Origin of the sequence: Pseudomonas synxantha, from assembly GCF_900105675.1 — a bacterium.
Taxonomy (GTDB): domain Bacteria; phylum Pseudomonadota; class Gammaproteobacteria; order Pseudomonadales; family Pseudomonadaceae; genus Aquipseudomonas; species Aquipseudomonas synxantha.
This window is the reverse complement of record NZ_LT629786.1, coordinates 482974-506971: the sequence shown is the minus strand read 5'-3', so window position 1 is coordinate 506971 and position 23998 is coordinate 482974. Positions and strand designations below refer to the sequence as shown.

Below are 23998 nucleotides of genomic sequence, written 5' to 3'. Positions count from 1 at the left end.
TCGCCAAGCGACAACTTCTTATAGCGCCAACCCCGGTTTTATGCGGGTTTACGGCAATGCGACAAATTGCGTCGCAATGGCGCAGTGTAAACCAGCACCGCCTGTTTCGGCAGGACGCCCCCAAACTGATTATGCCGAGCCCTTTGCAATAACCCAGTAGTCCCCCCACCTCTTCTTGCGCCGATTTACTGGAGCTTTACCACGCTCAAGGATCGGCACCATGCTTGACTCTGCAGAATACACATCGCACACCAGTCTCTCGTCCCAACCCGACAGCCACTACGAGCCGCTGAAAAACGCGATTCCCCGCTGGCTGGGCGACACCTCTCTACGCCGTCGCGAAGCCCTGGGACGGGTACCTCCAAACCTGCCGCCGGCCTTGCGCGACGCCTCCGCGGTCAGCCAGGGCGAACTCAAGCAACTGGCCACCGCCCACTGGGAGGCACAAAACACCGTCGACAAGGCACTGGCCGGCCTGCTGAGTGCCGAGGATTTTGCCAACCCGATCCTCACCCTGGCCCTCAAGGCCCAATTCGGCCTGGAACTGGACGTTCGGGAAACCTTCCTGCGCCTGTATATCCCGCAAACCATTCCGGGATTTGCGATCCGCTCGGGGGCGGCGCGCACCTGGACCGTGTCCCTGCTGGAAGCCGCGTTGCACAACTTCGAACAACCGGAAACCCAGGCCGACGCCCATGAAGCCGTATCGGCCTTCATCACCCGTCCTGATGCCCGGGGCCACTTCGACACCTTGCCGGCGATCAAGCGTGCATTGTCCATCAGCGCCTTTATCCAGCTGTGCCGCGACCTCGACATCGGTGCGCTGTATGAGGTTTACCTGCAAGAACAACTGGGCCTGAACGAACCTGTGGCCGAAGCCGCCTTGCGCTTGAAGGTCGAGCGCAGCCAGAAAGCCGAATTGCAGGCCGCCCTGCATTGGGCGTTGATCACAGGTGACATCCAGCCCGGCTACCAGCGCTTGATCCAAGGCCTGCTCGACGGCGTGAGCGGGCTGCGCTTGAACGGCCAGCTCCTGCGTTATCACGACCTGAAACTGATGGATGCAAACCTGCCTGGCATCATCGTGTTCGCCCCTGACCTTGAGCGTTCCCGCACCGCGACGCGACTGGTGGCTTATGTGCCGGGGGACCCCGAGCATCCGATAAAGGAATATTCCTCGTCCCAGGCGATGCAAAAAGAACTGGTGCGCCAACTGCGCGATGAACAGTACCAACGCTTTTTCAGCCGGTTTGTGCCCCATGAACAACGCGGGCATTTCTTCGCCAACCTCAGCCAATTGCTCGGCCAGGTCACCTGGCACCCGCATGAGGCCGGCAGCAGCCAGCCAAGCTGGCGCCAGACCCCAACCGACAACCCCCGCGTGCGTTTCGTCGCGACCCCCGGCGGCCACGACTTTTGGCAGCATCAGTACCAGCGCAAGCTCAATCAAATACTCAACGACGCGCGCAGCACCGCCGTCAGCACGGCAAGCGCCGATCGCAAGGCGCGCTGGGCGCTGTGGGATTCATTCGTGAATGTCGCGTCCTCGATCCTGAATGCGGCCGCGCTGATCATCACCCCCTTCGTGCCCTTCGCCGGTGAATTAATGATGGGCTACATGGCCTACCAATTGCTCGATGAGGTGTTCGAAGGCGTCATCGACTGGGCCGAAGGCTTGGGCACCGAGGCTGCGGGGCACCTATTGGGAGTGGTCGAGGCGCTGGTGCAATTGGGTGCCTTCGCGGTGGGCGGCCAGATCGCCACCGTGGAGTTGCGCAAAATACTGCCCCAGAGCGTCATCGACTTCATTGACCGCTTCAAGCCAGTGCGACTGCCCAAAGGCCAGACCCGCTACTGGAAACCCGACCTCAGCGCCTATGAGCACGCCATCAGCATACCGTCCGGCAGCTATCGCGAGCCGACAGGCCTGTACCCGTACCAACGTAAAAACCTGCTGGCGCTGGATGGCAAAATCTATGCGGTGGAAAAAGACCCGGTATCGTCCACCTTGCACCTGCAACACCCGTCCCGCCCCGACGCTTATCGCCCATGGGTGCGCCACAACGGCCACGGCGCCTGGCATACAGAGCTGGAACAGCCGCTGCAATGGGACAAAAAAACCCTGCTGCAACGCCTGGGTCACCCGGTAGATGGGCTCAGCGAAGCCGATCAGGCCCTGGCACTGAACATCAGCGGCGTGGACCCGGACGTGCTGCGCAAAATGCACGTCAACGGCGAGGCACCACCGGCACTGCTGATCGATACCCTTGACCGGCTGCGGGTCGACCGCGAGATTCAAAGCCTGATCACGCGACTCGCCAGCGATGACCCCGCGCAGTACAGCCGCGTTGACCCGCAAGCCATCGTGCAATTGCTCACCAGCTACGGCGAATGGCCGCCAACCCGGCGCCTGCAATTTATCGATGGGCGAGGCAATGTGGCCTGGTCCTTTGGCGAAGAGCATCTGCCCGCCATGCAGGTGCCCGAAAGCCAGTTGAACAACGGTGACCTGCTCAAGACCATCCTCAAGCTGTTACCTGCCCAGGAAGCCGGCGAGGCCTATGGCGCCAGCGTCGGCGATACGCGCCTGAGCCTGGAGGCACGCGCCAGCCACCTGCGCCACAAACTCGCGGCCATCGCCGAGGAAAACCGTGCGGGGTTGTTCGAGTCCCACTATGGCACCCTGCAGGCCACTTATGACCCACGCGCCCATCGCCTGATCGATGCCGCACCGGGGCTGCCCGCCAAAGTTGCACAGGCATTGCTGAGCCACGCTACGGTCGAGGAACTGCAAGCGCTGGGCAACCAGCAGACACCGTTGCGCCTGCGGATACTGGCCCGCAGCGCGCAGGCGCAAGTGCGCGTGTGCCGTGCCTTCGAAGCCTGGCATCTCGGCACACCGACCTGGGACAGCGAGCGCCTGGCCTTGCATTCATTAACCAAGCTGCCGGGCTGGTTGCATTCACTTCGCCTGGAGGTGCGCGACTACAGCGTGGAGGGCACCGTGCGCGACCGGATCGGCGATCCCGAGGCGTCGCAGGTGCGCACCCTGGTGCGCAACGAAAATGGCCAATACACGCCCTACGACGACAGCGGGGCGCTGTCCCCGGCGTCCGACCTGTACTCCGCCATCCTGGGCGCCCTGCCAGAGACACAACGCAACGCTATACAAATGGATGCGGGCTCGGGCTCACGACTGCGCCAGCACCTCCTGCGCCATCCCATCATGCGTGACGCATTACGCGAGCTGCTCGCCGCCGACCCCGTGCGCAAACCTTTCTATGACCCGCAAACCATGAAGCTACTGGGCGGTATGGACGGCTATCGCGCCCAGCCCGCCCTGGGCGACAGGCTACCCACAGCCGCCGAGCGATTGCGCGACCTGTTTCCTCAACTGGACGACGGGCAGATACAGGCCGTGCTCGAACAGATGCAAACACGGCCAGGCGGTGTCGCCAACCAGCTCGCCGTGTTGCGCCAAGAGCGCCAGGCGCTGCGCCACAACCTGCAAGCCTGGCAGGCCGCCATTCCGGCGCAACTGCCTGCCGAGCAACGCTATTACGAAACCCATACGCGCCGGCTGATCGCCGAGCAGTTGGAACAGTGCTGGCGCCGGGACACCGAGAGGGATGAGTACTTCACGGATACCGAACTGAACGGTTCTACGCTGAGGCTTCACGCCCCGCAGCTGACCAATCTGCCTGAGGTGGGCACAGCCTTTGGTCATGTGTCACTGTTATCGCTGACCGGCGGCGCAGGCCTGCAGGGTGTCGAAGTCTTCTTGCGCGGGTTTCCCTGGCTGCGCCACCTGGAACTGCGCGATATCCCGTTGGGCGACCTGCCGTCGCCGATCAGCAGCATGCGCAGGCTGAACAGCCTGATCCTAAGCAACTGCAACATCACCTTGACCGAGCCCAGCCGTACGCGGTTGAACGCAATGAGCAGCTTGAATTCGCTCGACCTGCACAACAACCCCCTGGGGCTGATACCGGATGTCGGGGGCATGCCCGACCTGACGCTGCTGGACCTGTCCGCCACACAGATCGAGCAATTGCCCAACGGCTTGCTGAGCCGTCCTCATCTGAAGGCCGTGTGGCTGAACGACAACCGTATCACCGAGTTGCCCCTGGGCCTGTTCAGCCTGACGCCCGACGTTGCACATGGTTTCGACCTGTCCGGCAACGCGCTGGAATTGCCGGCCCTGGAACAGATCAAGCGCTATGCCCAGAACTACAATGAGTCGTTCACCGCCCGAGCGCCCGACGAGGAGCGCGCCAGAGTCATGCAGCTGTACCCGACCTTTCTCGACGCCGAAGCCGATCACTTTATCTTTCGCCTGCCCGGCACCATGGCCGACATCGCCCCAGCCCTGACCCGCCTGGAGGCCGAATACGCGCAACTGGGCACCGACCTGCAGCAGTGGGCCCTGGACGTACCGGCTCGCCATCCAATTCTCGACATCAGCCTCGACGAACAAACCGCCGCCGAGGAGCAACTGGCGCGCCAACGTTTTAAAAGCTTGCTGGAAGACGCCTGGCGCCGCGAAAGTGAGCAGGACGAAGAAAACCTGGATGAGCAATTCACCCATTCCGTGGTGATCGAGACCACCACCATGGGCCCGCTGCCGCAATTGCATGCCCGGTTTGATCATGTGACCTCCCTGGAGCTTATCGGCAACGGTCTGACCAATGGTGTCGAAGGGACCCTGCGCTGCTTCCCTAAACTGCAAACCCTGATACTCAGCCGGTGCAACCTGGGCAAGATCCCCGACGCCATTGGTCAGATGCCCGGGCTCACCACCCTGAGCCTCGAAGACTGCCAGATCACCCTGACCCCGGCGGACATGGACGTACTGGGCAACGCACTCAATCTCGAATTTCTCAGCCTGAGAGACAACAGCCTGGTGGTCGCCCCGGATGTCAGCGCCCTGAACCACTTGGGCTCACTTTATCTGGGCAACACACAGATCAATGAAGTGCCGCAGGGGCTGTTCCAACTCCCCGAGCTGCACACAATAGACTTGAGCAATAACCTGATTCGCGACATTCCGGCCGCCCTGCTGGAATCCACCACGCCCTACAGCGAGGAATGCGATTTCAGCAGTAACCCTTTGTCACCCCAAAGCCTGGATTATCTGCGGCAGCACTACGTGCGTACCGGCACTGACTTTCGAGTAGCCGAGGCTACCGTCGATGCGCAAGGCGTGCCGTTGGTGGTTGAAAACCCGCCGCCGATGGAAGAGTGATCAACCGCGCTCGGAAGGCACTGAGGACAACTCGAAGGGGCTGCTGCTGCGCCGCTGGTTGCGATCTTCACGCGGGGTGGCGCCGAAGAAGTTGCGATAGGCGCTGGAGAAGTGCGGGCCGGAGGAGAAGCCGCAGGAGAGGCCGATCTGGATGATCGACTTGCTGGTTTGCATCAACATCTGGCGGGCCTTGTTCAGGCGCAGTTCCAGATAGTACTGACTGGGGACGCGATTGAGGTATTGCTTGAAGATCCGTTCAAGTTGTCGTCGCGACACGCATACGTGCTGGGCGATCTCGTCGGTGGTCAGCGGCTCTTCGATATTCGCCTCCATCAGCAACACCGCCTGGGTCAGCTTCGGGTGGCTGGAGCCCAGGCGGTTCTGCAACGGGATACGCTGGCGCTCGCCACCCTCGCGGATGCGCTCTACCACCAGCTCTTCCGACACCGCACCGGCCAGCTCGGCGCCGTGATCCCGGGCCAGCACCGCGAGCAGCAGGTCGAGTACCGACATGCCACCGCAGGCGGTCAGGCGATCACGGTCCCAGTCGAACAGATGGCTGGTAGCGATGACCTTGGGGAACCGCTCGGCAAAATCGTCCTGCCAGCGCCAATGCACGGCGGCACGGTAGCCGTCGAGCAACCCCAGCTGGGCCAGCGGGTAGACACCGGCGGACAAACCACCGATGACACAGCCTGCCCGGACCAGCTGCTTGAGTGCAGTGCTGAGCTGAGAGGCAATGACGGTGGGTGGTTCGTCCGCCAGCAGGAACAGCTTCTGGAAACCTTCGAGCTTACCGCCCCATGGCTCGCCGGGCAGTTGCCAGGCACCCGGGGTTGCCGGCTCGGCGAGCAAAAAAGACAGTTCGTAGACCACGTCCGGATGCACCCGCTGGGCAACGCGCAAGGCCTCCTCAGCCAGCGCAAGCGTGAGTGCTTTTGTGCTGGGCCAAATCAGGAAACCAATTTTGTGGGCGGTCATGGAGTGCTATCCGAAGCGAAAACAGTGAAAGAAGCGTGGGCCAATGCTAGCCCGTAAACCAACACAAATCTCAAAAACAATGACGATCCAATGTGGGAGGCGGCTTGCCCCCTCCCACATAAGGCACCAGCAATTTCAGCAGGGAATGACTATTTCAAGCTGCCGGAGAGAAACTGCTGAAGGCGCACAGACTGCGGGTTGACCAGCACTTCCCGCGGATTACCACGCTCTTCAACAATGCCTTTATGCAAAAACACCAACTGGTTCGACACTTCACGGGCAAAGCCCATTTCGTGGGTGACGACCACCATGGTGCGGCCTTCCTGGGCCAGGTCCTGCATGACTTTGAGCACTTCGCCCACCAACTCAGGGTCCAGCGCCGAAGTAGGTTCGTCGAACAGCATCACCTCAGGTTCCATCGCCAGGGCACGGGCAATCGCCACGCGCTGTTGCTCGCCGCCGGACATATGCCCAGGGAACGCATCCTTGCGATGGCCTACACCGACCTTGGCCAGATAGTGTTCGGCTTTTTCACGGGCGTCTTTCTTCGACATGCCCAGCACGTGTACTGGCGCTTCCATCACGTTTTCAAGCGCGGTCATGTGCGACCACAGATTGAAATGCTGGAACACCATGGACAGGCGCGAACGCATGCGTTGCAGTTGCTTGGGGTCGGCGGCCTTCATGGCGCCGTCCTTATTGGCCACCAGTTTCAGCTCTTCGTTATTGAGCAGAATCTTGCCGGCATGGGGCTGCTCCAGCAGGTTGATGCAGCGCAAAAAGGTACTTTTGCCCGAGCCACTGGAGCCGATGATGCTGATCACATCACCGGCCGCGGCGGCCAGGGACACTCCTTTGAGCACTTCATGACTGCCATAGCGTTTATGCAGGTCTTGGACTTCAAGTTTGTACATGCGGTCGGTTCTCACAAAAACAGGTGGTCAGTCGTTGAGCAAGCGCCCGTGACGCAGCGCTTCGCGCCCCGCCACCTTGGCCAGCCAGAAACCCGCTTGGGCATAACGCAGCCGTTCAACGGCAAACAATACCCCTGAGGTACCCGCGCAAATGATGCTGACGCGGTCTTCCAGGGGGTCAATCACTTCAAAAATCGGCTCGCCGCTTTCCACCCAGTCACCGGCCTTACGCAGGTAGCTGATCACCCCGGCGTGGGGTGCAAAGAGCAATTCGGTGCCTTCGAAGGGCACGCCCTCACAGGGTTCGTGTTGCGGCGCAGGCCACTCACCCTTGATCAGGCCCTGTTCGGCGAGGAACGCCAGGATGCCTTCGGCGTGGAAGACGGCTTCATCGCGGCCGGTGTCGGCCTGGCCGCCCAGTTCCAAGGTCGTGGCCAGGCACGCCAACGGAATCTGCGCTTCGGGGAACGCCCGGGACAAACGCAGCCATGGTAGCGAGCAGGCTTCGTCAAACGAGCTGCCGCCGGAGTCTTCCGCCAGCAGGCCGACCTTCACATTCAAATGTGCCGACAACGAGCGCCACTGCGGCCAGTGCTGGGGCAGCGCGTACATGTGCAGCGCGGCTTCGGCATCGCAATGCAGGTCGAGCACGATGTCGGCGGTACAGGCGTGGCTGAGCAGGATGCGCTGCATGCCTTGCAACTGGCTGCTCGGTTCGGGCAAGGCGCAGAGCGTATCGCTCATGGCCTGGCGGATCATGCGTACGTTGGCGTGGGGATCATCCCCCAGTTTGCCGTCGAGCAAGGCCGCAACGGGCTCGCTCAACTCGACAAAATCACGGTTGAAATTCTTGCCGCTGCCGACCTCGAAACGCCCCTGGTGACTGCCTTGCAGCAACTGGCCCAGGCCCATCGGGTTAGCCACCGGCACCAACTCGATCACGCCGTTAAGGGCGCCCTGCTGTTCCAGCTCTGTGAGGCGTTTTTTCAGCTCCCAGGCGGCGCGCATGCCGGGCAATTCATCGGCGTGCAGGCTGGCCTGGATATAGGCCTTGCGCTCACCGCTGCCGAAGCGGAACACGCTCAGCTGGCGCTCGCAGCCCAGGTGCCCCCAGGGCAACAGATGATCGATACGTTCCATATCAGTGCTTCCGTGGAGCCAGGTAGCTCAGCCAGCGGCGCTCGGCCAACTTGAACAGGCGTACCAGGATAAAGGTCAGGCACAGGTAGAACACACCAGCGGTGATATAGGCTTCAAACGGCAGGTAGTACTGGGCGTTCACCGTGCGCGCGGCACCGGTGATGTCGATCAAGGTCACGATGGAGGCCAGGCTGGTGGTCTGCAGCATCATGATCACTTCGTTGCTGTACTGCGGCAGCGCGCGGCGCAGGGCCGACGGCAGCAGGATCCGGCGGTACAGCTTGTAGCGCGACATGCCCATGGCCTTGGCCGCTTCGATCTCACCGTTAGGCGTGGCCTTGAGGCTGCCGGCAATGATCTCGGCAGTGTAGGCGCTGGTGTTGATCGCGAACGCCAGGCACGCACAGAACGTGGCGCTGGACAGCAGCGGCCACAGGAAGCTCTCGCGCACCGCTTCGAACTGGGCCAGGCCGTAATAGATCAAGAACAGCTGCACCAGCATCGGCGTGCCGCGGATCACATAGGTGTAGAGCCAGGCCACACCGTTGACGATCGGCTGCTTGGACACCCGCATCAAGCCCAGGGGCAAGGCCGCGAGCAAACCGAAGAACAGCGAGATGGCGAGCAGTTTCAGGGTGGTCAGCAAACCGCCAAGGTACAGCGGCATGGCCTCCCAGATGACGTTGTAGTCGAAGATCATAGATCAGCCGCCCTTACGCCTACCGAGTAGCGCTTCTCAAGATGACGCAAGGCCAGCAACGACACGCTGGTGATCACCAGGTACATCGCCGCCACTGCGAGGAAGAAGGTAAAAGGCTCGCGGGTGGCATCTGCCGCCTGCTTGGCCTTGAACATCATGTCTTGCAGGCCCACCACCGAAATCAGCGCGGTGGCCTTGGTGAGTACCAGCCAGTTGTTGGTAAACCCGGGGATTGCCAGCCGAATCATCTGCGGCACCATCACCCGGAAGAACACCTGGAAACTGCTCATGCCATACGCAAGGCCTGCCTCGGCCTGGCCTTTGGGGATGGCCATGAAGGCGCCGCGGAAGGTTTCCGAGAGGTAGGCGCCGAAGATGAAACCCAGGGTGCCGATACCGGCCGCCAAGGGGTTCAAGTCGATATAGTCGTCGTAGCCGAGCATCGGCGCAACGCGGTTAAGCAAGTCCTGGCCGCCGTAGAAAATCAGCAGGATCAGCACCAGGTCGGGGATCCCGCGGATCACCGTGGAGTACAAGTCACCCAGCCAGGCCAACCAGCGCACCGGCGACAGGCGCAACGCGACCCCGATCAGACCCAGAACAATGGCCAAGGCCATGGACGACAAGGCGAGCTGAAGCGTCAACCATGCGCCATCGAGGATGACGGCCCCGTAGCCTTTCAACATGATTCAGGTCCTCGAAAAGGGGGATGAAAAAATGGCGCAAACCGCAGGAATTCTGGTGCTTGCGCCATTCTGGACAGACAGCCGCGAGTCCTTACTTGGTTTCCGGGCCGTAGATATCGAAGTTGAAGTATTTGTCCTGGATGGCCTTGTACTTGCCGTTGGCGCGAATCGCGGCAATGGCAGCGTTGATGCGCTCCAAGTTTTCCTTGTCACCTTTGCGAACCGCGATGCCTATGCCGTCGCCGAAGTACTTGGCGTCGGTGAAGGACGGGCCGGTGAACCCGTAGCCTTTACCGGCTGGGGTATCAAGGAAACCTTCCTGCAGCAGGGTGGCATCGGCCACGGTACCGTCAAGGCGACCGGCTTCCACATCCAGGTAGATCTCGTTCTGCGAGCTGTAAGGCACGACCGTGGCACCTTTAGGGGCCAGGACTTCCTTGGCGAAACGGTCGTGGATCGAACCACGCTGCACGCCGATCTTCTTGCCCTTCAATTCATCCAGGCTTTCAGTGACGGCAGTGCCTTCCTTCATCACCAGGCGCGCAGGGGTCAGGTAGTAGCGGTTAGTGAAGTCCACGGATTTCTTGCGGTCTTCGGTGATGGACATGGACGACAGGATCGCGTCGATCTTGCGCACTTTCAGCGCCGGGATCAGGCCATCGAATTCCTGTTCGACCCAGGTGCACTTGACCTTCATCTCTTCGCACAGGGCGTTGCCGATGTCGTAGTCAAAACCGACGATGCTGCCATCCGGCGCCTTCGAGGCAAACGGAGGGTAAGCCGCTTCGATACCAATTTTCAGTGGCTTGCCTTCGGCGAAAGCCTGCATGGACAGCACGGACAGCGCCAGGGCGCCCAACAGCACGAGTTTCTTCATCTTGGGACTCCATCGGTATGGGGCAAAACAGCAGTATGAGCCATGGCCCACGATGCGGCGAAGGTGTAACCGAATAGCGGTGCTGCGTCCTGCGCGGGCAACACCTGCGACGACGAGCGAGTGATCGGCATTCTAACGACAGCCCGGAAGCCGATATTTCCTCAATGCGACAACAATTTACAGAAGCACTGAGAAAGCGGTTCCAGCACATTGACAGCCTCTGGATTTTGTGCAGAGACAAAAGATATTAAACCCATTGGTACTGCAAATTGCGGGCCTATTATTCGCAAACCCTTCTGGCACGGCAAGTGTGGCGTTTAATCTTATTTATCAGGGTGTCTAAAACGCAGTTTTTAGGAGCGCAGGCGTGGTGCAATGCCCCAGGTTTGGCCGGGAGGTTACACATTTGCGCCTGGCGGTAACATTCTGAAACGTCCTACCGTGGAAATCGATATTTATTGGTTTGGTGGTTATGCGTCATCAATGCTCGCCATGGAGTGCAATCCAAATGTGGGAGGGGGCTTGCTCCCGATAGCGGCGGGTCAGCCGGTATATCTGGCACTGACCCACCGCAATCGGGAGCAAGCCCCCTCCCACATTGGTTTCTTGTTAGTTTCAAGACCTCATTAAAAAGCCCCACCCGGCTCACACCGAATGGGGCTCTTTCCCACCAACTGCGCCTTACGCGACGTTCATGGTCTTGTGCGTCTCAATCAAATGCGCCACCACCCCTGGATCGGCCAGGGTGGAGATATCCCCCAACCCGTCATACTCACCCGTGGCAATCTTGCGCAGAATGCGCCGCATGATTTTCCCCGAGCGCGTCTTTGGCAAGCCCGGCGCCCACTGGATCACATCCGGCGAAGCAATCGGGCCGATTTCCTTGCGCACCCAGTTCTTCAGTTCCAGGCGCAACTGCTCGCTCGGTTCCTCGCCACCGATCAGGGTGACGTAGACATAAATGCCCTGCCCCTTGATGTCATGCGGCACACCCACCACCGCCGCCTCGGCGACTTTCGGGTGAGCGACCATGGCGCTTTCGATCTCGGCGGTGCCCATGCGGTGGCCGGACACGTTCAACACGTCATCCACACGCCCGGTGATCCAGTAGTAACCATCCTCGTCACGACGGGCACCGTCACCGGTGAAGTACATGCCACGGAAGGTCTTGAAATAGGTATCGACGAAGCGGTCGTGGTCGCCGTACAGCGTACGCGCCTGGCCCGGCCACGAATCGAGGATCACCAGATTGCCTTCGGTGGCGCCTTCGATCAGGTTGCCCAGGTTATCCACCAATGCCGGCACCACGCCAAAGAACGGGCGTGCCGCAGAACCCGGCTTGAGCGCATGGGCGCCCGGCAGCGGGCTCATCATGTTGCCGCCGGTTTCAGTCTGCCACCAGGTGTCGACGATCGGGCAACGGGATTGACCGACGTTCTTGTAGTACCAGTCCCAGGCTTCCGGGTTGATCGGCTCGCCCACTGAGCCGAGCAGGCGCAGGCTGCTGCCGTCGGCGCCTTCGCAGGCGGCGGTGCCGGAGGCCATCATGGCGCGGATCGCCGTCGGTGCGGTGTAGAGGATATTGACCTTGTGCTTGTCGACGATCTTCGCCACCCGGGTGATGTCCGGATAGTTCGGCACGCCTTCGAACAACAGGGTGGTCGCGCCATTGGCCAACGGGCCGTAGACGATATAGGTGTGACCGGTGACCCAGCCGACATCGGCGGTGCACCAGTAGATTTCGCCTGGGCGGTAGTCGAACACACGCTCGTGGGTCAGAGCTGCATACAGCAAGTAGCCGCCGGTGGTGTGCTGTACGCCTTTAGGCTTGCCGGTTGAGCCAGAGGTATAGAGGATGAACAGCGCTTCTTCTGCGCCCATCTCTTTGGGCGCGCACACGGTGCCCGCCACTTTCATCAGGTCTTCGTACCAGATATCGCGATGCTGGTTCCACTTGATCGCACCGTTGGTGCGCTTGCACACGATGACCTTCTGGATGCTGCTGGTTTCCGGGTTGGTCAGGGCGTCGTCGACATTGGCCTTCAACGGAATCTTCTTACCGGCGCGGATGCCTTCGTCGGCGGTGATCACCACCTTCGACTTACAGTCGATAATGCGACCGGCCAGTGCTTCCGGGGAGAAACCGCCAAATACCACCGAATGGATCGCACCGATGCGAGTACAGGCCAGCATGGCGACCACGGCTTCGGGGATCATCGGCATATAGATAGTCACCACGTCGCCGCGATGCACATCCTGCCCACGCAGGGCGTTGGCAAACTTGCAGACTTCTTCATGCAACTCGCGGTAGGTGATATTGCGGCTCTCGGCAGGGTCATCGCCCTCCCAGATGATCGCGATCTGGTCACCACGCTCGGCCAGGTGACGGTCCAGGCAATTGTAGGAAACGTTCAAGGTGCCATCGGCGAACCACTTGATGTCGACATGGTGGTCGTCGAACGAGGTCTGCTTCACCGCGGTGAAAGGCTTGACCCAGTCAAGGCGCTTGGCTTGCTCACGCCAGAAGCCATCGGGGTTGACCACCGACTGCTGGTACATGGCCTTGTAGGTTGCCTCGTCGGTCAGCGTGTTGGCTGCTACTTCGGGGCGAACGGGGTACAGGGAAGCCGCACTCATCTTTCTTACCTCGGTGACATAGTTGTTGTTGTATGGCCCCTGTTGTAGCCGGGGTGGGCCTATAGAACCATTCGACGATGGTAGTAACAAGACCCTACAAATTGCCCTGCTATGCCGGTTTACCGCTCTGGCCCGCAGCCTGTGGCGCTTTGCGGGTGATTGAAAAAACTTTGATTGACCGATTGTTACAAAAACCGCCAAAGGTGTTTATCAAAAGCACGGGTATATGAATATAACCCGCAGGCTTAGAATCACTTCCGCCAACCAAGGCACTGTGATTAACAACGTAACAGCCCCCACGAAGGCACGTTAATCCGAACTTCCCAACTTTTAAGTTACACACGCGGCCTCACAAGGGCCCCGTGACCCCTTTCGCCCTGAAGAAGGTAATTAAGAAATGAAAGCTTTATTAGTTATGGCCCTCAGCAGCCTGTGCGCCACCGCCGCCTTGGCCGACGAGGCCCCGACTGAGCTGGCTGGCCAGAATGCACCGATCGTTGAGGACTACACCTATAGCACTCACTTGGATGTGGCCAAAGTATTATCCATGAGCAACATCCCGGAAGTATGCGAAGTTGTACCGGTGAAGATGGAATATGAAGACTCACAAGGTCAGCGGCATATTCTTAATTATCACGTGATGGGCAATGGTTGTTCTAACGGATAACAGCGATTCAAGTTGGAAGCTTATTCGCCGCAAGAAATCGTTCTTGCGGCAAAGGCTCGATTCCTGACGCCTCCGCGATCAAACTGTGGGAGGGGCGGTGAGACGATTCGACTTGCTCCCGATAGCGGCGCCAGCCGTACCGATGCCATCCGATCTTTCAGTGAACCCAGTCCTCGTAAGACAACCCCGCTACACGACTGAATTCCCGGACGTTGTTGGTTACCAACGTACATCCCGCAGCAATTGCATGCCCGGCTATCGCCGTGTCATTTTGACCGATGATCGACCCTTGCCCAGTCAAGCTTCGCTTCACCTCAACCGTCGCGTCCACCGCTGCCAAGCCCCAAGGCAATACCTCATCGAGCCGCTTCACAAACTCATCGACTAACGTCTTGTGTTTGGGCGAAGCCTTTTTCCCAATCTGTCCATATCGCATTTCGGCATAGGTTATGGCCGAAATCACGATTCGATTGCTCCTCGCGACCTCCAATGCCAGTCGCTCAAGCACACACTCTGGCCGTTCACGCATGATGAATGAGCAAATGCAGGTATCCAGCATGTATGTCGTCACAGATTGAACCTGCCTTCATCGCCAATAACGTCCTGACGCTCCTGTAGAAAATCTTCGTCCGCCTTGGGCAGTTCACGCAACGACCCCCAGCTAGGTCGTACAGGTCGCAACGTAATCGTATCTCCGTTGCGGGTGATTTCGAGTTCGCCGACTCCCTCATAGGCCATGTCGTTTGGGAATCGAATAGCCTGGTTCTTTCCGTTTTTAAAAATCGAGACTGTGCGCATGATTCAGCTCCTACCTATGCCTGACATATGCAATGTAGAGATACGTAGAAGCCTATGCAAGACATATGGCAATTCGCCGACAATCGGAGATGTGTGCCAGTTGCTAAAAAACTTGCGGCAGCAACACCCCGTAAACTCTCACCCCGACTTAAAAAGCGTCCTTTTTGTCTCTGATCAGTGACCATCCGCCACAACACAAACCCAAATTTTTCCCTATAATGCGCGGGTAAATCGGGCCTGCAATATCCCTTTACACTGGGATGAAGAGCCAGACCTGAGGCATCCCGCGCGAGCTTGCACCTACCGCTGCGCACCTCAAGCCTCACGCAGAGCACCCGTAGCCCTATTCCGTTTAATGCGTGCGCTAGCTGCAACAAACGATTCCTTAAGATCCACCGCGGCCATTGGGCCGTGTGAACACCCAACCATCCGGTTTCACACGGGCACCTTTGAGCCCTCACGCAGGAGACGACACGTCATGCTGAGCTGGGACGAATTCGACAAAGAAGAAGAAGGCGAAGTAGCCGCTAAAGGCGCCAACGCCGGCCACGCCACCGAAGCCAACATGGACCGCCTCGACGGTGCCGGCGCCGCTGCCGCCATCGAAGCCCGCGCCGTCACCGCCAGTGACTCGGCCGCCATCGTGCGCGCCAAGGCTGCCCTGGACAAACTCGACGTCGCCGAAGGCCTCGCCGAACTCGAAGGCGCCTCCGCCCGCGTCGCCGTTGACGAAAAACGCATGATCAACTGCCGCGCCGACCTCAACCAACTCGTACCCTTCAAGTACGACTGGGCCTGGCAGAAGTACCTCGACGGCTGCGCCAACCACTGGATGCCGCAAGAGGTCAACATGACCGCCGACATCGCCCTGTGGAAAACCCCCGAAGGCCTGACCGACGACGAACGCCGCATCGTCATGCGTAACCTCGGCTTCTTCTCCACCGCCGACTCGTTGGTCGCCAACAACCTGGTGCTGGCCGTGTACCGCCTGATCACCAACCCGGAATGCCGCCAGTACATCCTGCGCCAAGCCTTCGAAGAAGCGATCCACACCCACGCCTACCAGTACTGCATCGAATCGTTGGCCATGGATGAAGGCGAGATCTTCAACATGTACCACGAGATTCCATCGGTCGCTAAAAAAGCCGCCTGGGGCCTGAAATACACCCGTTCGATCTCCGATCCGAAGTTCGAAACCGGCACGGTCGAGACCGACAAGGAACTGCTGCGCAACCTGGTCGCCTACTACTGCGTACTGGAAGGCATCTTCTTCTACTGCGGCTTCACCCAGATCCTGTCCATGGGCCGTCGCAACAAGATGACCGGCGTGGCCGAGCAGTTCCAGTACATCCTGCGCGATGAGTCGATGCACCTGAACTTCGGTATCGATGTGATCAACCAGATCAAAATCGAAAACCCACACCTGTGGGATGCCGAGATGAAAGAAGAAGCGACCCAGATGATTTTGCAGGGGACGCAGCTGGAGATTGAATACGCTCGTGACACAATGCCTCGCGGCGTGTTGGGCATGAACGCGGCGATGATGGAGGACTACCTCAAGTTCATTGCTAACCGTCGGTTGTCGCAGATTGGTTTGAAGGAAGAGTACCCAGGGACGACGAATCCGTTCCCGTGGATGAGTGAGATTATGGATTTGAAGAAAGAGAAGAATTTCTTTGAGACTCGGGTGATTGAGTATCAGACGGGTGGGGCGTTGAGCTGGGATTGATTCCTGAGCCGAGCAACACCATAAAGCCCTGACTCGCTCAGGGCTTTTTTATGCGCGTTCAATTGCCACTTTTTGAAGCACATCACGTCAAGCACCTCGTCCAGAAGGGTTCGGATCGCATCACCAATGCTGTAGCCTTGTGCCCCAACTGCCATCAGCGTTGTCACCGGTCGAGTGATCGGGACGCTTTCACCGAAGGGCTTTACGCCAAGATCGGAAGATTGGCACGGGAGTAGACTCCTGCTGTCACACCTGATGCATGCACAAAAAATACTAGATAGGACCGAGGCCAACCCGTGAACCCAGACATGCTCGAAGCCGGCCCCGTTGACGCCAAAGTACTCTCCGTCTTTGACTTCGACGGCACCCTCACCCACCACGACAGTTTCGTGCCCTTCCTCAAGTTTGCCTTTGGCCCCGGTGAGTTTTATGGCCGGATGGTCAAGCTGGCGGTACCTGGACTGCGGTTTTTGGTGCGGCAGATCAGCCGGGATGAGTTGAAGGCGCAGTTGATCCGCACCTTTATGACCGGGGTGGAGAAGACGTGGGTGCAGCAGAAGGCCGAGGAGTATTGCCAGCGTAATTGGGCGCGGTTGATGCGCCCGGCGGGGGTGTTGTCGGTGGAGCAGGAGTTGGGCTCGGGGGCGGTGGTGACGCTGTGCTCGGCGTCGCCGGCGTTGGTGTTGCAGCCATTTGCCGATCGGCTTGGGATCAAGTTGATTGGGACTGAGCTTGAGGTGGTCGACGGGGTGTTGACCGGCAAGCTCACCGGGAATAATTGCCGTTGTGAGAACAAGGTACTGCGGCTTGAGGCGGTGTATGGGGATTTGGGCGAGTATCGGCTGCGGGCCTGGGGCGATACGCGGGGGGATCGGGAGTTGTTGGCGGCAGCGCAGGATGCGCATTTTCGGCATTTTCATGCGAAGAAGAAAAAGCGGGCTCGGTTGCAGCGGTGACGCGGGTGGGTGGGGTTGGCGGGGGGACCGAGGCGATCCCATCGGAGCCTCGCTAAAGCTCGACACCTCCCACATTTGATCTTTGGCGGGGCTTAGATCGGCGCCTTTAGGTCCACGCCCAAGGCTGTGGCGAAGGCTTTGACCATCGGGCTTCTCGGCGCGTTGTGGCGCAGGATCAGGTTGAACACGGTGCTCAGGTGAACCTGCTCCGGGCACAGTGCGCGCAGGCGCCCTTCCCTTACCAGTGGCGCGGCGTAGTGTTCCGGCAGGAAGCCGAGGAAGCGGCCGGTGAGGATCAGGATGGCGACGGCTTCAACCTGGGAGGCAGAGGCTGACTGGCTGTCGTAGTTGACGAAGGTGGCCTTGTCGCGATGGATCGCATACCGATGGTTCACCACCTCATAGTGGCGCAAGACCTCGGGCGTAATATCGCTCGCAGTGAACAACGGATGCCCTACGGCGCAGTAGGCGTGGGCCTTTTCTTCGTAGAGCGGGAAGTAGTCGAATTCTTCACGGCGCTGGTACACGGGGACGATGCCGACGATCAGGCGGCCTTCGACGACGCCGCGTTCCACTTCGTCCAGTTGCGAGGCATGTAGGCGTAATCTTATTTTTGGCGATTGCCGATGTAAGTTACCCAAAGCGGTAATCAGCGGGGAATTAACGTCAGAAACGGTGTTATCAATAACGCCGACACTAAGGTCGCCAATCAGCTCATTTTGAGCTGAACTAAGCTTGTCGCGAAAACTGTCCACCGAGGTGAATAACTCGATGGACGCTTGATACACCAACTTGCCTTCTTCGGTCAGCCCGAAGCCTTCCCGGCCCCGTGTACACAGGCGCATGCCGATGCGAATCTCGAGGTCGGAGATCTGTTTGCTGATCGCCGCCAGGCCCACATTCAGTTCGTTTTGCGCGGCACTGAAACCACCGGCTTCGACCACGGCCATAAATACCCGCAGCAGTTTGAAGTCCAAACCACTCAGTTGCAGGGGCGGCCTTGTACCGGGTTTGGGTGGCAGGTTTCCAGAAGTGGAAAGTGGAGTTTCCATAATACGCGTTGACCTCAAGTGCCATATTCAACAGGCTTCAACCCAATCCTTGAACATAGCCAGGCGGCGATAATGAACATAAACATCCGCCCTTGGCAACCTTGAATACGGCGCGTCAGACGCTGGTTCTGCATCGATGAAATTCTGTTGTTACTGCCTCCGACTCTTCTAAAAACAAGCGTGAGGAACACCCATGTCCCAGCCCACCGACCGCCTTTGGGGCGCTCGTTTCAAGACCGGTCCGTCTGCCGCCTTGGCGGCGTTGTCGCGCTGCCCTGAGCGCTATTTTCGCCTGACGCCCTACGATTTGGCCGGCTCCCGTGCCCATGCCCGAGAGTTGCAGCGCGCCGGGTTGCTGGATGAGTCGGAGACCCTGCGGACCCTCGAAGCCCTGGACCGTATCGGTGATGATTTCGCCGCCGGCCGCCTGCATCCGACCCTGGATGACGAGGACGTGCACACCTTTATCGAACGCGTATTGACCGAGCGCCTGGGCGCCCTGGGCGGCAAGTTGCGGGCCGGACGTTCGCGCAATGACCAGACGGCCAACGATTTGCGCCTTTTCCTACGCGACCATGCGCGCACCATCACCACCGAGGTGTTGGGTTTGCAGCAAGCATTGGTGGCGCAGGCCGAGCAGCATATCGAGAGTATCTGCCCCGGCTTTACCCACTTGCAGCAGGCGCAACCGATTGTATTCGCCCATCACTTGCTGGCCCATGCGCAGTCGATGTTGCGGGATGTGCAGCGCTTGGTGGACTGGGATGCGCGTACGGCATTGTCGCCGTTGGGTGCAGCGGCGATGGCAGGGTCAGCGATTGCCCGCCAGCCGGAGCATTCGGCCAAGGAAATGGGCTATACCGGGCCGTGCGAAAACTCCATTGACGCGGTCGCCAGCCGTGACCATGTGGCGGAGTTCCTGTTTGTAGCGGGCATGCTCGGGGTGAATATTTCACGGCTGTCGGAGGAGTTTTGCCTGTGGTCATCGCAGCAGTTTCGCTGGGTGGTGCTGGACGATGCCTACGCCACCGGCAGTTCGATCATGCCGCAGAAGAAGAATCCGGATATTGCCGAGTTGGCACGGGGCAAGGCCGGCCGCTTGATTGGCAACCTGACCGGGTTGATGTCGACGCTTAAATCCTTGCCGCTGTCGTACAACCGCGATTTGAGTGAAGACAAGCACAGTGTGCTGGACAGTGTGGACACCTTGCTGCTGGTGTTACCGGCTATGGCCGGGATGGTGGCGACCATGAAGGTGCAGGTCGACGAGCTGCGGCGTCAGGCGCCGATGGGCTTTACCTTGGCGACGGAAGTGGCGGATTGGTTGGCGACCCGTGGCGTGCCGTTCAAAGAGGCGCACGAGATTACCGGCGCCTTGGTGCAAGCCTGTGAGAAGCATGAAATTGAGTTGTGGGAAGCCTCGCCGGCGATGTTGGCGGAGGTGGATGCGCGGCTCACGCCCGAGGTGCGCGACTGCTTGACCCTGGAGGCGGCGATTGCGGCGCGCAGTGGCTGGGGTGGGACGGCGCCGGAGCGGGTTCGCGAGCAGATTGGGCGGTTGAAGGTGGCGTTGGCGGCTCAGCAGGAATGGGTTGAGCGTTATCAGGGATTCAGAATTTAAGGCAGAGAGATTTGTGGTGTTTGGGCTGGCGCTTTCGCGAGCAAGCCAGCTCCCACATTTGGACCGCGTTACAGCAGTTAGAGCGTTAATAGTTTTGGAGAATCACCATGAACCAAACCCCGGCCGAGCGCTTGGAAATAGAGCGCAAGTTGTCCGAGAACCAGTTCGATATCACCCAGTATGAACACGTGCCGCGGCGCTATTACGGGCGGATGTTTTTTGCCACGTTGATCGTGATCGTGTTGGCAGCGCTGCTACGCGCATTCGCCAACGGCCAGATCGAATGGTCCTACATCGGGCAGTTTCTGACGTCTGAAGCGATCCTGTGGGGCTTGGCCAATACCATCATCATGTCGATCCTGGCGATGGCGCTGGGTGTGGTAATCGGCGTGATCACGGCAATCATGCGCATGTCGGCCAACCCGATCCTGCGCTACGTGGCTATCACCTACACCTGGCTGTTTCGCGGCACGCCGCTGATTCTGCAGTTGCTGCTGTGGTTCAACCTGGCGCTGATTTTCCCGGTGATCGCGATTCCCGGCCTGTTCAGCATCGACACCGTCGACTTGATGACGCCGTTCGTGGCCGCCCTGCTCGGTTTGAGTATCAACCAGGGCGCGTATACAGCCGAGGTGGTGCGCGCCGGTTTGCTGTCGGTGGATACCGGCCAGTACGAAGCCGCCAAGTCCATCGGCATGCCGAGCCTGCAGGCGCTGCGCAGGATCATTCTGCCGCAGGCCATGCGGGTGATCATTCCTCCGGTAGGCAACGAGTTCATCAGCATGGTGAAAATGACCAGCCTGGCCAGCGTGATTCAGTACTCGGAGCTGCTGCACAACGCGCAAAACATCTACTACGCCAACGCGCGGGTCATGGAGCTGCTGATGGTGGCGGGTATCTGGTACCTGGCGGTGGTGACCGTTCTTTCATTTGGTCAAAGCCGCCTCGAGCGTCGTTTTGCCCGCGGCGCCGGCAAGCGTTCGTAAGCCTGGGTTGAGGAGATTTGCCCCATGAGAAGCATCGTCAAGGCCGTCAACCTGAACAAGTATTACGACCAGTATCACGCGCTGCGTGACATCAATATCGAAGTCGAGCAAGGCGAGGTGATGTGCATCATCGGCCCATCCGGCTCGGGTAAAAGCACGTTGCTGCGCTGCGTCAACCAGTTGGAAAAAATCGACAAGGGCGGCCTGTGGGTCGATGGCGAGCTGGTCGGTTACCGGGTGGTCGGCAACAAGCTGCATGAGATGAATGAAGTGCAGATCGCCCGCCAACGCCTGGCCACCGGCATGGTGTTCCAGCGCTTCAATTTGTTCCCGCACATGACCGTGTTGCAAAACATCATCGAAGGCCCGTGCCAAGTGCTCAAGCGCTCACCCAAGGAAGCCATCGAAGATGCCCTGGAGCTACTGGCCCGCGTCGGCCTGGCGGACAAGCGCAATGCCTACCCGGTGGAGTTGTCCGGCGGGCAGCAGCAACGCGTGGCGATTGCCCGTGCGCTGGCGATGCGCCCCAAGCTGATGTTGTTTGACGAACCCACGTCAGCCCTCGACCCGGAACTGGTAGGCGAAGTGCTGTCGGTAATGCGCGACTTGGCTACCACTGGCATGACCATGATCGTGGTCACCCATGAGCTGGGCTTTGCCCGCGAAGTCTCCAACCGCATGGTGTTTATGGATGCTGGCCAGATTGTGGAGGCCGGCAGCCCGGAAGAAATTCTAATAAGCCCACAAAACCCGCGTACCCAAAGCTTTATTTCTGCCGTTCGCACTTAACTAAAAAACTAACGAGAACGCCCCCATGAAAAAAATGTTTATCCCCACCTTGCTCGCAGGCCTGATGGCCTCCACCGTTGTTTTTGCGGCATTGCCGGCGGCCATCAAGGACAAAGGCGAGATCAGCGCGGCCATCGTGCCGAACTATCCGCCGATGGATTTCAAGGACCCGGCCACCAACAAACTCACCGGTCTGGACTTTGACCTGGGGAACGCTCTTGCCGAACGTCTGGGCGTGAAGATCAAGTGGCAGGAAACCGGCTTCGAGCAGATGCTTAGCGGTCTGACCACCAAGCGCGTGGACATCGTGCTATCGGGCATGACCGATACCGCCGAACGCCAGAAGGCGGTGACCTTCATCGACTACTTCACCAGCGGCCCGCAGCTCTACACACTGGCCAAACGTGAAGACCTCAAGGAACTGACCGACCTGTGCGGTAAAAAAGTCGGCACCAGCCGCCGTACGACCTGGCCGTCGGAAATTACCGCGTGGAGCAAGGCAAACTGCGAAGCAGCGGGCAAGCCGGCGATTGTGGTGATCGGCACTGAAGGCTCGGCGGATGCGCGGGCGCAGTTGCAGCAGAACCGTTTGGATGCGGCGATGCAGGGCAGCGAGACCATTCCTTATCTGATGTCACTGGATAAGGGTAAGTACAAGCCGGTGGGACAGGCGATTTCCAAGCAATTCACCGGGCTTGGGATTGAGAAGAGCAATACCGAGTTGGTCACGGCGATCAGTGAGGCGTTACAGGGGATGATTGACGATGGGACCTACGGCAAGATCCTGAAGAAGTGGGATCTGGAGCAGGGTGCGGTGGAAAAAATCACCATCAATTCCGGCCAGTAAACCACGGTCAAAAAATGTGGGAGGGGGCTTGCTCCCGATAGCAATGGTTCAGTCACCTGACACTTGTCTGATGTATCGCCATCGGGAGCAAGCCCCCTCCCACATTTGACCTGTATTGTCTTTAAGTAATAACTAGGACGCTCTCCCCATCGTGGCCACCTATTCCCTGGTAATCCGCCGCCTGCTGATCTGCTCGGTGACTATCGTGGTCAGCCGCGCCATGACCAGCCCGTTGCTGGCCCTCTGGCTGAGCACACGCCTGGGCCTTGACCAGCAGGACATCGGCCTGTTGATGGGCACCGCCGTGTTCATCGCCACATTGCTGGGTTTGTACGGCGGCTACATCATCGACCGCCTGGAAAAGCGCAAGCTGCTGATCCTGGCCATGCTCTCCAGCTCCATCGGTTTTCTATTGCTGACCTTTGCCAGCAACCTCTACCTCACCACCCTGACCCTGGTGATCACTGAAGCCGCATCGGCGCTGTTCCTGATCGGCTCCAAGGCGATCATCAGCGAGAACCTGCCAGTGGGTGAGCGTGCCAAGGTATTTTCCCTGCGCTACACCCTGACCAATGTCGGCTACGCAACCGGCCCGATGCTGGGGGTGGTAATCGCCGGACAGTTACCCTGGGCGCCGTTCCTGATCGCCAGCGCCATTGCCTTTGGCAGCCTGTTCCTGATGATCGGCATTGCACCGACCCAACGGGATGACAGCCATAAACCCCAGAGTTTCCTCAGCACCCTGCGCACGTTGCGCAACGACCGCACATTGATATTGTTCACTGGCGGCAGCCTGTTGAGCACCATTGTCCATGGCCGCTACACCCTGTATCTGTCGCAGTTTTTGCTGGTCGCCTACAAACCTGCGCAAGCGTTGAAGATTCTGTCTGCGGTGCTGGCCTGCAACGCGATAACGGTGATTTTGATGCAATACCAGATCGGCCGGTTCCTCAAGCGTGAGCAGTTGCGCCATTGGATCGTGCTGGGCACCTTGCTGTTTATCGGCGGGTTGATGGGGTTCAGCCAGGCCGACAGCCTGGTCACCTGGTGCCTGGCGATGTTCGTGTTCACCTTGGGTGAGATGATTATCTACCCTTCTGAGTTCCTGTTTATCGACACCATTGCGCCGGATGCGCTACGGGGTAGTTACTACGGTGCTCAGAACCTGGCAGCGTTCGGCGGGGCGATGAGCCCGGTGATTTGTGGCTATCTGCTGATCAACGCTGCACCCACCAGCATGTTCTATGTCCTGGCCTCGCTCACCGCCATTGGCGGCACCCTGTGTTTCTTGAGTGGCCGACGCGTAGCAGGTTCTTGCTGATATTTAACTAGGATCCCGCTATTAATAGCGAAACTTCTCACGGACCCGAGCC

Annotated in this window: 19 protein-coding genes and 1 pseudogene; 10 read left to right on the top strand and 10 right to left on the bottom strand. The window is 59.3% G+C overall.

The features are described 5' to 3' along the window. Positions 1–220 precede the first annotated feature (220 nt). Positions 221–5245, top strand: coding sequence for a leucine-rich repeat domain-containing protein (locus BLU48_RS02420; protein WP_057023893.1), 5025 nt, complete (start codon positions 221–223; stop codon positions 5243–5245). Here BLU48_RS02420 and BLU48_RS02415 read toward each other — a convergent pair whose 3' ends face one another. The 7 genes from BLU48_RS02415 to acs all read right to left on the bottom strand — a co-directional run bounded on the left by BLU48_RS02415 (position 5246) and on the right by acs (position 13180). Next, entirely contained in the window at positions 5246–6226 is a 981-nt protein-coding gene (locus tag BLU48_RS02415; RefSeq protein WP_057023892.1) for a GlxA family transcriptional regulator, read from the bottom strand. Positions 6227–6375: 149 nt separating this feature from the next. Next, positions 6376–7140: an ABC transporter ATP-binding protein gene (locus tag BLU48_RS02410; RefSeq protein ID WP_046069190.1), complete on the bottom strand. Its 765-nt coding sequence runs from the start codon at positions 7138–7140 to the stop codon at positions 6376–6378. A 27-nt stretch (positions 7141–7167) separates the two neighbouring features. After that, positions 7168–8280 carry a succinylglutamate desuccinylase/aspartoacylase family protein gene (locus BLU48_RS02405; protein WP_057023891.1) on the bottom strand — a complete coding sequence of 371 codons (1113 nt, stop codon included), beginning with the start codon at positions 8278–8280 and terminating at the stop codon, positions 7168–7170. A 1-nt stretch (position 8281) separates the two neighbouring features. Continuing rightward, positions 8282–8980, bottom strand: coding sequence for an ABC transporter permease (locus BLU48_RS02400; RefSeq protein WP_034119440.1), 699 nt, complete (start codon positions 8978–8980; stop codon positions 8282–8284). After that, complete coding sequence (locus BLU48_RS02395) at positions 8977–9666, bottom strand: ABC transporter permease (RefSeq protein WP_010208305.1); 690 nt, start codon at positions 9664–9666, stop codon at positions 8977–8979. The genes BLU48_RS02400 and BLU48_RS02395 overlap by 4 nt, the downstream gene beginning before the upstream one ends. A gap of 91 nt (positions 9667–9757) precedes the next feature. Beyond that, positions 9758–10543, bottom strand: a complete 786-nt coding sequence (locus tag BLU48_RS02390) for an ABC transporter substrate-binding protein (protein ID WP_057013611.1) — start codon at positions 10541–10543, stop codon at positions 9758–9760. A gap of 681 nt (positions 10544–11224) precedes the next feature. Then, positions 11225–13180, bottom strand: coding sequence for an acetate--CoA ligase (acs, locus tag BLU48_RS02385; RefSeq protein ID WP_057023890.1), 1956 nt, complete (start codon positions 13178–13180; stop codon positions 11225–11227). Between the two features lie 397 nt (positions 13181–13577). On the opposite strand from acs, the gene BLU48_RS02380 reads away from it, so the two are divergent. Further along, positions 13578–13847, top strand: coding sequence for a DUF2790 domain-containing protein (locus BLU48_RS02380; RefSeq protein ID WP_046069194.1), 270 nt, complete (start codon positions 13578–13580; stop codon positions 13845–13847). Between the two features lie 157 nt (positions 13848–14004). Here BLU48_RS02380 and BLU48_RS02375 read toward each other — a convergent pair whose 3' ends face one another. Beyond that, on the bottom strand, positions 14005–14418 hold the full coding sequence (locus BLU48_RS02375; RefSeq protein WP_043050338.1) for a type II toxin-antitoxin system VapC family toxin: 414 nt from the start codon (positions 14416–14418) through the stop codon (positions 14005–14007). Further along, positions 14415–14645, bottom strand: a complete 231-nt coding sequence (gene vapB, locus BLU48_RS02370) for a type II toxin-antitoxin system VapB family antitoxin (protein WP_043050337.1) — start codon at positions 14643–14645, stop codon at positions 14415–14417. The genes BLU48_RS02375 and vapB overlap by 4 nt, the downstream gene beginning before the upstream one ends. A 478-nt stretch (positions 14646–15123) precedes the next feature. Here vapB and BLU48_RS02365 point away from each other — a divergent pair, with 478 nt between their 5' ends. The 3 genes and pseudogenes from BLU48_RS02365 (at position 15124) to BLU48_RS02355 (ending at position 17330) form a co-directional block, all read left to right on the top strand. After that, on the top strand, positions 15124–16374 hold the full coding sequence (locus BLU48_RS02365) for a ribonucleotide-diphosphate reductase subunit beta (RefSeq protein WP_057023889.1): 1251 nt from the start codon (positions 15124–15126) through the stop codon (positions 16372–16374). Between the two features lie 62 nt (positions 16375–16436). Next, positions 16437–16610, top strand: a pseudogene (locus BLU48_RS02360) (HNH endonuclease); the annotation flags it as partial. Between the two features lie 72 nt (positions 16611–16682). Then, positions 16683–17330: an HAD-IB family hydrolase gene (locus BLU48_RS02355; RefSeq protein ID WP_057023888.1), complete on the top strand. Its 648-nt coding sequence runs from the start codon at positions 16683–16685 to the stop codon at positions 17328–17330. Between the two features lie 92 nt (positions 17331–17422). Here the strand turns inward: BLU48_RS02355 and BLU48_RS02350 are convergent, their stop codons facing one another. Continuing rightward, the gene (locus BLU48_RS02350; protein WP_057023887.1) at positions 17423–18382 is read right to left on the bottom strand and encodes a LysR family transcriptional regulator; all 960 of its coding nucleotides are present in this window, start codon (positions 18380–18382) and stop codon (positions 17423–17425) included. A gap of 193 nt (positions 18383–18575) precedes the next feature. On the opposite strand from BLU48_RS02350, the gene argH reads away from it, so the two are divergent. The 5 genes from argH (at position 18576) to BLU48_RS02325 (ending at position 23946) form a co-directional block, all read left to right on the top strand. After that, positions 18576–20003, top strand: coding sequence for an argininosuccinate lyase (argH, locus tag BLU48_RS02345; protein ID WP_057023886.1), 1428 nt, complete (start codon positions 18576–18578; stop codon positions 20001–20003). Positions 20004–20110: 107 nt separating this feature from the next. Continuing rightward, complete coding sequence (locus tag BLU48_RS02340) at positions 20111–20989, top strand: amino acid ABC transporter permease (RefSeq protein WP_057013616.1); 879 nt, start codon at positions 20111–20113, stop codon at positions 20987–20989. Between the two features lie 24 nt (positions 20990–21013). Then, positions 21014–21778 carry an amino acid ABC transporter ATP-binding protein gene (locus tag BLU48_RS02335; protein ID WP_034108897.1) on the top strand — a complete coding sequence of 255 codons (765 nt, stop codon included), beginning with the start codon at positions 21014–21016 and terminating at the stop codon, positions 21776–21778. 25 nt (positions 21779–21803) lie between these two features. Next, complete coding sequence (locus tag BLU48_RS02330) at positions 21804–22625, top strand: ABC transporter substrate-binding protein (protein WP_056846849.1); 822 nt, start codon at positions 21804–21806, stop codon at positions 22623–22625. A 151-nt stretch (positions 22626–22776) separates the two neighbouring features. Continuing rightward, a complete protein-coding gene (locus BLU48_RS02325) occupies positions 22777–23946 on the top strand; it encodes an MFS transporter (protein WP_057023885.1) in 1170 nt (389 codons plus the stop codon). The last annotated feature ends 52 nt before the right edge of the window (positions 23947–23998 follow it).

Excerpts from the sequence above, each read along its gene's own strand:
- BLU48_RS02420 (WP_057023893.1), top strand. The coding sequence starts at position 221 with ATGCTTGACTCTGCAGAATACACATCGCACACCAGTCTCTCGTCCCAA.
- BLU48_RS02415 (WP_057023892.1), bottom strand. The coding sequence starts at position 6,226 with ATGACCGCCCACAAAATTGGTTTCCTGATTTGGCCCAGCACAAAAGCA.
- BLU48_RS02410 (WP_046069190.1), bottom strand. The coding sequence starts at position 7,140 with ATGTACAAACTTGAAGTCCAAGACCTGCATAAACGCTATGGCAGTCAT.
- BLU48_RS02405 (WP_057023891.1), bottom strand. The coding sequence starts at position 8,280 with ATGGAACGTATCGATCATCTGTTGCCCTGGGGGCACCTGGGCTGCGAG.
- BLU48_RS02400 (WP_034119440.1), bottom strand. The coding sequence starts at position 8,980 with ATGATCTTCGACTACAACGTCATCTGGGAGGCCATGCCGCTGTACCTT.
- BLU48_RS02395 (WP_010208305.1), bottom strand. The coding sequence starts at position 9,666 with ATGTTGAAAGGCTACGGGGCCGTCATCCTCGATGGCGCATGGTTGACG.
- BLU48_RS02390 (WP_057013611.1), bottom strand. The coding sequence starts at position 10,543 with ATGAAGAAACTCGTGCTGTTGGGCGCCCTGGCGCTGTCCGTGCTGTCC.
- acs (WP_057023890.1), bottom strand. The coding sequence starts at position 13,180 with ATGAGTGCGGCTTCCCTGTACCCCGTTCGCCCCGAAGTAGCAGCCAAC.
- BLU48_RS02380 (WP_046069194.1), top strand. The coding sequence starts at position 13,578 with ATGAAAGCTTTATTAGTTATGGCCCTCAGCAGCCTGTGCGCCACCGCC.
- vapB (WP_043050337.1), bottom strand. The coding sequence starts at position 14,645 with ATGCGCACAGTCTCGATTTTTAAAAACGGAAAGAACCAGGCTATTCGA.
- BLU48_RS02365 (WP_057023889.1), top strand. The coding sequence starts at position 15,124 with ATGCTGAGCTGGGACGAATTCGACAAAGAAGAAGAAGGCGAAGTAGCC.
- BLU48_RS02355 (WP_057023888.1), top strand. The coding sequence starts at position 16,683 with ATGCTCGAAGCCGGCCCCGTTGACGCCAAAGTACTCTCCGTCTTTGAC.
- BLU48_RS02350 (WP_057023887.1), bottom strand. The coding sequence starts at position 18,382 with ATGGAAACTCCACTTTCCACTTCTGGAAACCTGCCACCCAAACCCGGT.
- argH (WP_057023886.1), top strand. The coding sequence starts at position 18,576 with ATGTCCCAGCCCACCGACCGCCTTTGGGGCGCTCGTTTCAAGACCGGT.
- BLU48_RS02340 (WP_057013616.1), top strand. The coding sequence starts at position 20,111 with ATGAACCAAACCCCGGCCGAGCGCTTGGAAATAGAGCGCAAGTTGTCC.
- BLU48_RS02335 (WP_034108897.1), top strand. The coding sequence starts at position 21,014 with ATGAGAAGCATCGTCAAGGCCGTCAACCTGAACAAGTATTACGACCAG.
- BLU48_RS02330 (WP_056846849.1), top strand. The coding sequence starts at position 21,804 with ATGAAAAAAATGTTTATCCCCACCTTGCTCGCAGGCCTGATGGCCTCC.